Origin of the sequence: Streptomyces lunaelactis, from assembly GCF_003054555.1 — a bacterium.
Classification (GTDB): Bacteria; Actinomycetota; Actinomycetes; order Streptomycetales; family Streptomycetaceae; genus Streptomyces; species Streptomyces lunaelactis.
In genome coordinates, this window is the sequence record NZ_CP026304.1 from 3,753,634 (window position 1) to 3,765,253 (window position 11,620).

General features: G+C 70.1%; 10 protein-coding genes. 6 read left to right on the forward strand and 4 right to left on the reverse strand.

Features of this window, described 5'->3' with window-relative positions:
* The first annotated feature begins 244 nt into the window (after positions 1-244).
* Together SLUN_RS16920 and SLUN_RS16925 are read left to right on the forward strand one after the other, a co-directional pair.
* A complete protein-coding gene (locus SLUN_RS16920; RefSeq protein ID WP_108149276.1) occupies positions 245-775 on the forward strand; it encodes an NUDIX hydrolase in 531 nt (176 codons plus the stop codon).
* Between the two features lie 70 nt (positions 776-845).
* Entirely contained in the window at positions 846-1,130 is a 285-nt protein-coding gene (locus SLUN_RS16925; RefSeq protein WP_108149277.1) for a hypothetical protein, read from the forward strand.
* 17 nt (positions 1,131-1,147) lie between these two features.
* On the opposite strand, the gene SLUN_RS16930 is transcribed toward SLUN_RS16925, so the two are convergent.
* The 3 genes from SLUN_RS16930 to SLUN_RS16940 form a co-directional block, all read right to left on the reverse strand.
* Entirely contained in the window at positions 1,148-1,921 is a 774-nt protein-coding gene (locus tag SLUN_RS16930; RefSeq protein WP_257153746.1) for an adhesin, read from the reverse strand.
* 314 nt (positions 1,922-2,235) lie between these two features.
* Entirely contained in the window at positions 2,236-4,161 is a 1,926-nt protein-coding gene (locus SLUN_RS16935) for a DUF8823 domain-containing protein (RefSeq protein ID WP_108149278.1), read from the reverse strand.
* A gap of 190 nt (positions 4,162-4,351) precedes the next feature.
* Complete coding sequence (locus SLUN_RS16940) at positions 4,352-6,946, reverse strand: D-alanyl-D-alanine carboxypeptidase family protein (protein WP_108149279.1); 2,595 nt, start codon at positions 6,944-6,946, stop codon at positions 4,352-4,354.
* Positions 6,947-7,185: 239 nt separating this feature from the next.
* Here SLUN_RS16940 and SLUN_RS16945 point away from each other — a divergent pair, with 239 nt between their 5' ends.
* From SLUN_RS16945 to SLUN_RS16955, 3 genes are all read left to right on the forward strand, one after another.
* The gene (locus tag SLUN_RS16945) at positions 7,186-7,914 is read left to right on the forward strand and encodes a GOLPH3/VPS74 family protein (protein ID WP_108149280.1); all 729 of its coding nucleotides are present in this window, start codon (positions 7,186-7,188) and stop codon (positions 7,912-7,914) included.
* Positions 7,915-8,173: 259 nt separating this feature from the next.
* Positions 8,174-9,031, forward strand: a complete 858-nt coding sequence (locus SLUN_RS16950) for a helix-turn-helix domain-containing protein (protein ID WP_108149281.1) — start codon at positions 8,174-8,176, stop codon at positions 9,029-9,031.
* 198 nt (positions 9,032-9,229) lie between these two features.
* Positions 9,230-9,439, forward strand: coding sequence for a DUF397 domain-containing protein (locus tag SLUN_RS16955; RefSeq protein WP_108149282.1), 210 nt, complete (start codon positions 9,230-9,232; stop codon positions 9,437-9,439).
* 147 nt (positions 9,440-9,586) lie between these two features.
* Here the strand turns inward: SLUN_RS16955 and SLUN_RS16960 are convergent, their stop codons facing one another.
* On the reverse strand, positions 9,587-10,438 hold the full coding sequence (locus SLUN_RS16960) for a hypothetical protein (protein ID WP_108149283.1): 852 nt from the start codon (positions 10,436-10,438) through the stop codon (positions 9,587-9,589).
* Positions 10,439-10,521: 83 nt separating this feature from the next.
* Between SLUN_RS16960 and SLUN_RS16965 the strand changes: the two genes are divergently transcribed.
* The gene (locus SLUN_RS16965) at positions 10,522-11,304 is read left to right on the forward strand and encodes an SDR family oxidoreductase (RefSeq protein WP_108149284.1); all 783 of its coding nucleotides are present in this window, start codon (positions 10,522-10,524) and stop codon (positions 11,302-11,304) included.
* Positions 11,305-11,620: the final 316 nt, after the last annotated feature.

The window sequence follows — 11,620 nt, forward strand, 5'->3', positions numbered from 1 at the left end:
AACGGTGGGACGTCCCGGCTCCCGGTCGCCACCGGGGCGAGAGATCGAACCCCCAGGGGCCGATCTCGCAGAGCCGTTCGGAGTACGGGCCCACCCTGGCGGACCTGGACGCGTCAGTTCGTACCCCGTCTTGCGAAGAGTGGCCAGAACCAGCCCTTCGCACCCATCCCCTCACCCGCCTCCCGCGCGTTCACTCGTCGAAGCGACAGTCAGGAAGCCGCACCGGTGAATGGGAGTTGGGTTCATGCAGTGGACCGTGCATGGCGAACGCCAGATCTACAGCAACCCGTGGGTCAACCTCTGGCTCACAGACGTCCAGCAGCCCGACGGCCACCGCTTCGAGCACCACGTGGTCCGCATGCGGCACCTGGCGGTCGCCGCCGTGGTCGACGACCACAGCCGCGTACTGATGATGTGGCGGCACCGCTTCATCACCGATACCTGGGGATGGGAACTGCCCATGGGCCTCATCGAGGCGGACGAGACGCCCGGGCAGGCCGCCGCACGGGAGGTCGAGGAGGAGACCGGCTGGCGCGTGGACGCCATGAAACCGCTGGTGTACGCCCAGCCCGCGAACGGCATCACCGACTCCGAGCACCATATCTTCCGGGCCGACGGAGCCACGTACGCGGGCCCGCCCACCGAGATGAACGAGTCGGACCGGATCGAGTGGATCCCGCTGCGGGAGATCCGCGGCCTGATCGACCGCCGGGAGATCGTCAGCAGCGGCAGCCTGGTCGGCCTGCTGTACCTGCTGCTCGACACGGAAACCTGATCGGACTCGCCCGGCAGAAATGGCGTGCATTTCCGCATCCCGGCGCCCCGGTCAGCCCTAAGGTCTGCGCATGAGCCAGTACGCCACAGCGATTCAGGACACATCACAGGAACAGAACCACTTCGGCCCGAGCGGGCACGACATCCGGCAACCCGTCCGGGTGCACGCCGTTCACTGGCCCGATCCCGGTGACGCGCGCTGGGCAGAGGCGCGGACCATGTGCGGGCGTTCGACCGCCGGGATGGAGAAGGCCGTGCACACGGCTCCCGATCTCACCGCGTGGCATGCGCCCCGATGGGATCGGCTGAAGTGCGCCGGCTGCGACGAGGCCGTGCGGGCGGCGGCCGGCGGCTGAGGCCCCGGACTCCGCCGTCAGGCGCGGCAGTCCGCTCGCATCTGGGCCGCCGCGTGGTGCGCGCCGTCCCGGTCGCTGCCCCAGTCCTGGCCGCGGTCGACGAGCTGCACCGCCAGTTGCTGGTTGCGGACCGGGATCTTCTCGACGATCAGGCCGCTGCCTCGCAGCTTCGTCTGGTCGATCCTGAAGGACTTGATCGCGCTGTCCTGGTCGTCGGGGTCCGCCAGCACGTTGTACGTCGTCGGCTCGCCCGCCACATCGCGGTCGCGGCGGCTCTCGGGGATGACGACCGACACCGAGCAGGTCGTGTATCCGCTGCCCACGTACCAGGACCAGGTCGCCGTCCCGTCGCTGTCCTTCGTCGTGCTGCCCGACATGGGGATCGCGGTGAAGCTGCCGTCGCAGCCGTCGCCCCGGTGGCCGCCCTCGTCCACCTCGTACCAGCCGTCGTCGCCGTCGCTGTAGCGGCCGCGCTCCTTGTAGAGGCCGCCGCCGCTGCAACCGGGCCCCGCCCAGGCGGAGTACGAGGGGCTGCTGGCGTTCTGCGGGGGCTTCGGCTTCTTCCCGCCCCGGGAGCCGGTGGGGCGCGGGGACGGCGAGGAGGAGCCCGTCGGCGACGCCGACGGGGAGGTGCCCGGCAGGGCCGAGGGCTCGATCCGCTGCGGGGCGCCGCCGAGGCCGTCGCCCCGGCCGAAGTCGGAGTCACCGCCGGACGCGTCCGCGCCTGCCCGTGCCGAATCGCCCCCGTACAGGCTGACCGCCGAGACGACCAGGGCGAGCGCCGTCAGCACAACTCCCCCTGCCAGCAGGATTTTCCCGGTGCGGGAGAGGAGTGAGACACGCCCTGCCAGTGTCTCCCGCGCGATCCACGCCCCACCCGGGGACCGGCCGCCGCCACGGCCACCACCGCCGCCACGGCCACCATTCCTGCCGCCTCTGCCGCACTCCGGGCATCTCAGACCGGGCAGCGAGCCCCTGCCGTCCTCGCCGCATCGTTCGCATGCCATGTCGCACCTGAACCACTAGACCAACTGCCCGGTATGCCAAGGGAGTCCACTATGCATCAGTGGGCCGGGTCGAGATAGGTGTTAACGGCGGTAAGGGCTCAGCGGAGTTCGTCGGGACAGGGCGTCCCGCGCGGCAGCTGGTAGGGCGCCGCCAGGCGGTAGACGCCCGGCTCCGGCGCGAGCAGTTCCGTCCATTCGTCGCCCTCCGCGTCCTCCTGGGCCTTCAGCAGGCAGCCGTTGAGGTTGACGAAGCTCTTGGGCCCGTCCTCGCGCGCCTTGGACTCGTCCGTCTCCTGCGGGCCCTTCACCTTCTTGCCCTGCTCGTCGACGATGCTGAGCCACGGCGAGTACGGGATCCGGATCAGCACCCGGCCGGCCGTCCTCACCTCGATCGTGAGCTCGCCCGCGCCCGCGTGCTTCACGGTGGCCGGCGGGTCGGCCAGCGGCATCGGGTTCTTCACCGCGAACAGCTGCCAGTTCGCGTCGCCCCAGATCCGCTTCAGATACGGCTGCCCCTCGCGGACCAGCTCCGCCTCCTGCGCGGCCCCGCTGGAGTCCGGCGAGCCCTTGGGCAGCACCACGTAGTGGACCGCCCACCGGTCCAGCCAGGCGCGGTAGCCGGCGGCGGTCAGGGTCTTGTCGTCATAGAAGAGCGGGTTGCGCTTCATGTCCGCCTGCCGGTTCCAGCCGCGGGCCAGATTGACGTACGGAGCGAGGGCCGACGCCTCGCGATGACTGCTGGCCGGGACCACCTCGACCCGGCCCCGCTCGGCGCCGAGCCCCTGGAGCCGGTTGACCAGGGGCGCGAGCTCACGGCTCCAGGACGCGGCCGGGGCCGTACGCACCATGTCGTCGACAGCCTTGAAACCGATCCAGAAATTGAGGCCCAGGAAGGCGATCCCGAGCGCGTACCACTTGCGGGAGCGCGGCGCGGTGTACGGCAGCGCGGCCAGCAGCACCACGCCCGCGAACAGCATCGGGAGCCGGGACACGTTCGAGCCGATCTGGGATTCGATCACCCAGGTCAGCAGCGTGCCGAGGGTGTAGACGGCCGCCGCCACGCGGACCGTGCGCCACTCCTTCGGCACCAGGACCAGGACCAGGAACCCGAAGGCGAACGGCAACGACGTCGACCAGAACGACATCGGCTGCGTACCGGAGAAGGGGAACAGCCACGCGGAGAGCGCCACGACCGCGACCGGGGCGAGGCCGAGGGCGTACGCACCGGGGCGGCGCCCGTTCAGGAAGAGCGCCGCCGCGACGACGCCGAGGAAGAGCCCGGCGACCGGGCTCGACGCGGTGGCGAGGCCGGCGAGCGGGGCGGCCACCGCCGCCTTGGCCCAGCGCTTGTCCCGCCAGCGATGCGGCCAGCAGAAGACCGCCGCGACCGCGCCGAGCGCGAACATCATGCCGAGGCCGAACGTCACCCGGCCCGACAGCGCATTGCAGAGGAAGGCGAAGACTCCGGCGAGCGCACAGGCCACGGGATTGCGTACGGCGCGGACGCGGACCAGGATCAGCGCGGTCAGGGCGGCCGAGACCGTCCCGGCGACCATCATCGTGGAGCGGACGCCGATCAGCGACATCAGATACGGCGAGACGACGCTGTACGAGACCGGGTGCATCCCGCCGTACCAGGCGAGGTTGTACGCGGAGTCCGGGTGGCGGCCGACGAACTCGGCCCAGGCGTCCTGGGCCGCGATGTCGCCGCCGCTGTTCGCGAGGAAGAAAAACCAGAACAGATGGGTGAGCGCGGCGAGTGCCGTCGCGAGGAGCACGGGGCGGCGCGTCAGGCGGTCACGGAGGCCGGCGACGGGGCCGGGACGGGGTCCGGGGTCCGGATCGGGTCCTGGATCGGGGCCACCTGGGTGGGGGCCGCCTGTTTCGGGGCCACCTGTTTCGGGGCCCGACCGGCCGTCGGACTCGGGGCGGCCGGGGTCGGTGCGGCCCGGCGGGGACACACGTATTCGCAGCCCGCGGTCGGGGCTGCTGCCGTCCGCCTGTGTCGGCTCAGCGGTGGTCACTGCGGCTCTCCCCGTCTTCCCCGGCTGTGCCGTTTTCCCCCGGCCTGCCAACCTCCGACGTGCTCAATGCTGACGTTCGTTCTTCACCTGCCGTACTCAAGGACGCTGTCCAGGCGTCAATAAGTTGCCCCGGGACGCTAGCACGCGGGCATCCCGGGAAAACCCGGGACGCCCGCGCCCTCGACAGGGCCTACCCGAGGCGGGTGATCTTGGCGCCGAATCCAGGTTCCGCCAGGTCCTGCTGGAGCGCGACCGGGGCGCTGACCTTGCCCGTGCCGGAGCCGATGGAGACCTGGCCGACGATGTCACCCGCGCTTGCGGTGTGCGGGAGGACCTTGCCGCCGTCGTTGATCGCGATCTCGACCTTGAGACCGGCCCAGCCGACCGCCTTGAGGTCCTTGGTGGCGACGACGGCCGTCCGGCCGCCGAGGCCGTCGTCGACATGGCCGACGACGTCGCCCTTCTTGACGACGGTGGTGGACGTGACGCCCGCCTGGGCCGCCTGGATCACCTTGATGCTGTAGTCGATCGCCAGTTCCAGTTTGTCGTTGAGGATGGCGGCCTTCTGGGCGCCCATCGTGATGCCGACGATCCGGCGGATCTGGCCGTCGACCAAGGCGTTGGCGGACCAGAGGAGGTTGCCGCCGGCCGGGGTGGACGAACCGGTCTTGATGCCGCCCACGCCCTCCAGCAGCAGGGCACGGTCGTTGTTGTTCCTGATCTGCCTGTCGATGCCGGGGACCGTGGTGATCGTCGTGTTGACGATGTCCCGGAACACGTCGTTCTGCATGACCGCCTTGGCCAGCCTGAGCTGGTCCTTCGGGGTGGACACCGTGGTGGACTTCAGGCCGCTCGGGTCCGTGTAGGTGGTGTCGGTCATGCCGAGGTCCTTGGCCGCGTCGTTCATCTTCTTGACGAACTCGGCCTCGGTCTTCGCGTCCCAGCGGGCCAGCAGACGCGCCGCGTTGTTCCCGGACGGGATCATCAGCAGCTGAAGCATCTGCTCCTCGGTGAACTGCTGCCCCTTCGAGATCTGCGCGGTCGACTCGTCCTCGATCTTCGACTCGTCCTCGGCCTGCTGATCGACAGTGATCTTCGGGCCGGTCTCCTTGCCCTTGATCGGGTGATCCCTGAGGATCACGTACGCCGTCATCGTCTTCGCGACGCTCGCGAGCGGGGCTGGCTTCTGGGCACCGTACGTACCGATGCTGCCGACACCCTCGACCTCGACGGCGCCCTGGCCCTCGTCGGGCCAGGGCAGGCTGAGCTGTCCGCCCTTGAAGGTGAAAGTGGGCTCGGCGGAGAGCTCGAGCGAGGGCGCCGGGAGCGGGCGCACTGCCTGTACGACCGCAAAGACGATCAGGAGCAGCACGACGAGCGGCGTCCAGATCTTGATCCGCCGTACGACCGTACGGACCGGAGTCTGGGCCGGCGGCGGGGTGTTCGTGAGCTCGGCGAGCAGATCGAGCGGCGGCAGCGGGGGCATGGGCTGCTGCTTGGTCCGCTCGGCCTCGGTGAGCGAGGCGGGCGTGAGGGCGGGGGGCGCTGCCGGGGCGGCCGGGGCTACTGCCTGGGGCTTGCTCGCGGTCGGCGCCGGTGCGTCGTCGGCCCGCAGGGGTACGAACGTGCTGCTGCGGGCAGCTTCGCCCGCGGGCTGGGAGCGGGGCGCCGGGGGCGCCTTGAGCGCGGTGGTGGCCTGATCGACGACGGGGCGCGGGGGTGCCTTGAAGACGGCGGTGGGCCGATCGACGGGCTTGCCCTTGGGAGCGTCGGGAGCCTCGGCCTGATCGACGGCCTTTGCTTCCGCAGATTCCGCGGACTTGTCGGGGGCCGGGGCGGTGTGCCCGTCGCCCGGGGCGTCGTCGGCGTGGGCGTCGGCGTCGGCGTCGGCCTCAGCGGCGGACGCGGACGCGGACTCGTCGCGTTCGGCGTCGGGGGACGCGGGCTTCGCGGGCGTGCCCGAACCGGGCTCGTCGCCCGAGGCGGCAGTCGCGTCGGCGGACGTGGCCGAACCGGCCCTGTCACCCTCCGGCGCCGCGTCGACCTCGGCCTCAGCCTCAGCCTCGGCCTCCGGGGCAGAGTCCGCAGCCGCCTCAGCGGCCTCGTCGGCAGCCGCGGGCGTACGGTCGCCCGAGATCTTCGCGGGACCCGAGGCGGCAGCCTCAGGGGACGTGTCCTCGCCGTGCGGCTCCGCACCGGCAGAGACGCCCTCGGCGTCCGAGGACGTGGACTTCGCGGACGCGGCCGAACCCGCGTCGGCGGCGTCACCGCCGACCTCGGCCTCCGGGGCCGAGTCCTCAGCCGCCTCAGCCGCCTCGGCGGCCTCGTCGGCAGGCGCGGGCGCGTCCTCGTCCGGCTCCGCGGGTGTCGCCGAACCGGGCTCGTCGCGCGCCGCCTCGGCCTCCGGCTCCACCTGCTCGCCCGAGTCCGCCGGCGCGGGCACGGCCTCCGCCGGCGCCGCCTCGTCCTCGCCCTCCGGCGCCGGTGCGTCGTCGTCCGCGCTCGCCACCCACGCCGCTACCGCCGCCCGCAGCCTCGTGTCGTTCTCCACCGAGCCCGTCTCCGTGCCCGGCTCGACAGCCGACGGCGTACTCTGCTTCGCGGACGCCTCGGGCGGCATCTTGAAGACCGCGGTCGGCTGGTCCACCCCGGGGGCGACCCCAGGCACGGCCCCGGCTGACGCAGGCGCCTGGCGGAACACGGCGAGCCGCGGGTCACGTTCTCCCGGAGTCGTCTTCCCCGACGACTTCCGCTGCTCCGACTTGTCGGGGGACTCGCCCGCCACCGTGCCTCCTCCATGAGTCATGCGTCACGCGTCACGCGCCATGCGTATGTCCTGGCGGGCGCCGTTACCCGACAGCCCGTGTTGTCCGAACCATCTACCAGTGTCCTGTGTGAGACCCCGGCCTCTGCGCATAGACGAGAACGACATACCTAACGGTTCCCATACAAAGCACCCAGGCGCTCTCGACAGACCAATGTGAGAGGGGTCACCCTGTCATTCATCCACGCGGGGAGGCATGGATGGGCAGGAGCCGCAGAACACTTCCGGAAGAGCTTCTGCTGCTCGCTCTGGACCCGACCACGGGTACCACAGCGCAGCCGCAGTCGCTCGACCTCGGCCTGGCCGGAGCCCAGCTAGTAGAGCTGGCTCTGGCAGGACGGATAGCCCCGGACGGGGATCGTATCGCCGTGGTGATGCCACGGCCGACCGGAGATCCGACCCTGGACTCCGCACTGGAACTGCTGCGCAGACGCGGCAGTCCGGTTCGGGCGGTCCACTGGATCGGCGGGCCCCGACTGGGGTTGCGCCAGATTTACCTCTCGCATCTGGAGCGGTGCGGCATGGTGCATGCCGTGGCGGGGCAGATGTGCGGAGTACTGCCGACAACTCGCTACCAAGCGACGGAAACGGCGATCAGCCGGGACATCAGAGCCCGGCTGGACAGTGCGATCCGCACCGGCGTACCGCCGGACCCGCGGACCGCGGCGCTCGCCGCGCTGGCCCACGCGGTCGGACTCGGCAAGCACCTGTACCCCGGGAACGAAGGGCGTTCCTCGAGATCCCGTCTGCGGGATCTCATCAGGCACGACCCCATGGGCGGACTCGTGGCGCACGCCGTGATGGACGTCCAGAACGGTGCGGCCGCTCAGCCCCGCCGTAACCCGACCGCCCCGGGCGCCAGTCGCCAGCCGGCAGCCGTAGCGATGCAAACTCGCCACGGAAGCATGGCCCGCGTCGCCGCGCACTAGGCACCGCACCAGGCACGGCACCAAGCGCCGTATCCCGCCAAGAGACACGCAGCACCACGCACCACACCGCAGAACCGCCGCGCCGACGTCCCCAAGACCCGGTCCGGGAGCCGCACAAGACGCGCGGGGCAGCCATCCGGCTGCCCCGCGCGTTCACTTGTGGAGCCTGTGTGGCCATTTGGCAGCGCAGCCACGACCATTGGTGGCAATCTGCTGAGCGGTAGATACGCACAGCTACGCAGCCGGAGGTGCAGTTTCCGTGGCGTCCAACGTCAACCCCACCGTCAGGCGACGCCGATTGGGCCAGGAGCTCCGCCGGCTCCGGGAACTCAAGGGCATGACGGCCGAAGAGGTGGCGGAGCGCCTGCTCGTCTCCCAGTCGAAGATCAGCCGCCTCGAGAACGGCCGCCGCTCCATCAGCCAGCGCGACGTCCGCGATCTGTGCGGGGTGTACGAGGTCGAGGACCACCGGATCGTCGACTCGCTGATGCAGATGGCCAAGGACTCCCGCCAGCAGGGCTGGTGGCACGCCTTCGGCGACATCCCGTACAGCGTCTACATCGGCCTGGAGACCGACGCGGCGAGCCTGCGGGTGTACGAACCCCAGGTCGTCCCCGGCCTGTTGCAGACCCGGCAGTACGCCGAGGCGCTGATCGCCGGCGCGCTGCCCGAGAGCGGGATCACCGACATCGAGAAGCGGGTCAGCGTCCGGCTGCGCCGCCAGGAGCGGATCAAGGACGCCGACCATCCGCTGCGCCTGTGGGTGGTGGTCGACGAGGCCGCGCTGCGCCGTCTCGTCGGCGACAAGCAGCTGATGCTCGAGCAGCTCGAGCATCTGGTGGAGCTGTCCCAGGAGCCGCATGTCACCGTGCAGGTGCTGCCCTTCGAGATGGGCGCCCACCCGGGCATCAACGGCCAGTACGCGATCCTGGAGTTCCCCGACGCATCCGACTCCAGCGTCGTCTATATCGAGGGCGTCACCAGCGATCTGTACCTGGAGAAGGCCAACGACGTACAGAAGTACAGCGTCATGTACGAGCACCTGCGCGCCCAGGCCCTGAACGTGGATCACACCCGGCAGTTCATCGCGGACATCGCGAAGGACTACGCGCGCTGAGAACAGGCCCGCTGAAACGCTCCTGCCGCGAGGGGGACCGCACGGTACACCCCGGCCACCTCGCAGCGGAAGACTCACATGGCAGATGCCATCCGGTCGAGTGAACGCCCGCCTCGCGCACCCATCGCGGCGAGTAGCGTCGATCACGCCAGCAAGAACGTTGGCGCGAATCAAACCACTTGCTGAAGCGGAGCGAACATGGCAATCACTCAGGGCGCCACGGATACCTGGACGAAGTCCTCGTACTCCACGGGAAACGGCGCATGCGTAGAGGTCAAGTCCCCGGTTGTGCAGACGATCGCGGTGCGGGACTCCAAGGTCCTCGCCGGACCGTCGATCACCTTCGTCCCCGAATCGTGGAACGCGTTCGTGAACGAAGTGGGACAGGGCTCGTTCGGTCTCGGCTGAGCACCACGCCGAGCGGTACAGCGAACCAGCACCAGTACCGCACAGAGCAACACCGCACACAGCAACACAGCACAGAGCAGCAACGACATGAGCCCTCTCGACTGGTCCGCCGTCCCGGCCGAGGGGGCTCGGCCATGCCCCCTCGACTCACCGCAGTTGATCGACGTAGCGGTCGGTACCCGGGACGGTCGGGATGAAGGGAGCCACCAGCTCCACCCTCCCCAGCCCCGATTCGACGACCGCTGCGTCGAGACCGGCGAAGGCAGACTCCCAGCGCTCCCTCGGGTCCTCCTCGAGGAACCACAGCAGCGTCAGCCGGGTGTCCACGCCCTCCACCTGCTTGACGTAGGTCATCCGGTCGCCCGGCAGCGGCGTCGGCCGGAAGACGGTCACCATCGCGGCCGCCGAGCCCGCGAGCCGCTTCGGCAGATGCTTCGTACGCAGCCACTCCAGCAGCTCGGCCCGCTGCTCGGGCCCGTCCGCGTCGATCACCTCCACCACCAGTCCCGCGTACGGATGGTCGAGCGCGTGGTAGTCGCGTGGCCCCGCCGCCCCGTCCCGGTACACGGTCGCCTCGTGGTCCTGGAAGGCGGTGAACACATGCGTACGGTCCTGGTAGACCCGCCCGTCGCGATTCAGCCGTTTGTTGATCCCCACGGTCCACTTCATATGGTCCGCGTACCGGCCGTCGGTGATCCAGTACGTGGAGATGTAGCAGCCCGCGGTCACCGGCTGGGCGACCGCCGACTTCTCCGGGTAGCGCAGCTCCTGGAGGTCCCTGGTGGCGACCCAGCGCCGCCCCGCGTACATCCAGGGCATCGCCATCGCGCCCGCGTAGTAGTGGTCGTCCTCGTACCAGCGGTTGTACGCGTACTCATGGCCCGGATGCGGTTCGACCATGGTGATCAGGGCGTGCCCGGGGCGCACCCCGTACGGACCGACGCCCGCCAGCTCCGCGTACACCTCGCTGCGCGTGTCGTCGCCCATGCCTTCGCTCATGACGTCCGCTCCCCTTCCCTCCGACGGCGCGGGGACCTACTCTGACGCCCCGTCAGAAGAACTGCCATAGCCCGGAGGACGAGATGTTGCTCGAGGGGAAGACCGTCATCGTCTCCGGCGTCGGGGCCGGACTCGGCCATCAGATCGCCGCGACCGTCGTACGGGACGGGGGCAACGCGGTCCTCGGCGCGCGTACCGAATCGAACCTCGCGAAGTCGGCCGGCGAGATCGACCCGGGCGGCGCGCACACCGCTTACCGGGCCACGGACATCACCGACGAGACGCAGTGCGACGCACTGGCAGCGCTCGCCGTCGAGCGCTTCGGGCAGATCGACGCGGTCGTCCATGTCGCCGCCTGGGACAGCTACTTCGGGGGTCTGGCGGATGCCGACTTCGCGAGCTGGCAGGGGGTCATCGACGTGAATCTCCTGGGCACGCTGCGGATGACCCGGGCCTGCCTGCCGGCGCTCAAGGAGCGGGGCGGCTCGGTTGTCATCATCGGTACGCAGTCGGCGGTCGCCGCGCCCTCACAGGTGTGGCAGGCGGCGTACGCGGCGTCCAAGGGTGCGCTCACCTCGGCGATGTACTCGATGGCGCGCGAGCTGGGCCCGGACCGGATACGGGTGAACACGGTGCTGCCGGGCTGGATGTGGGGGCCGCCGGTCCAGGCGTATGTCCAGTTCACCGCGCACACCGAGGGTGTGCCCGAGCCCGAGGTGCTCGGGCGGCTCACCGGGCGGATGGCGCTGCCCGAGCTGGCCACGGACGGAGACGTCGCGGAGGCCGCGGTCTTCCTCGCCTCCGACCGGGCACGGGCGATCACGGGTCAGTCGCTGCTGGTCAACGCCGGCGAGCTGATGCGGTAGGGCCGACAGAAGCAACGGGCTTGTACGTAACGGCAGTTGACGTCACCCTTTCGCGGCCGCACGGGACCCGCATCCCGTGCGGTCTTCTCTGTTGTCCGGAGCCTGACGAAGTGCCCGCTCATCGTGTGTCCCCCGTCACGTTCACGACAACGTCCGGGAAGGTCAAGAACAGGCAAAACCGTTCGGCTTTCTGACCTGCGTTCACATCTCTGACCGTGTAAGCCCTTGACCCACTGCCCAACCAGGCGGTTCAATCCCCGAAGTCCCCGCTCCCGCACGGGGGCGCCGTGAACCGGCGTACTGACGAAGCGCGCTC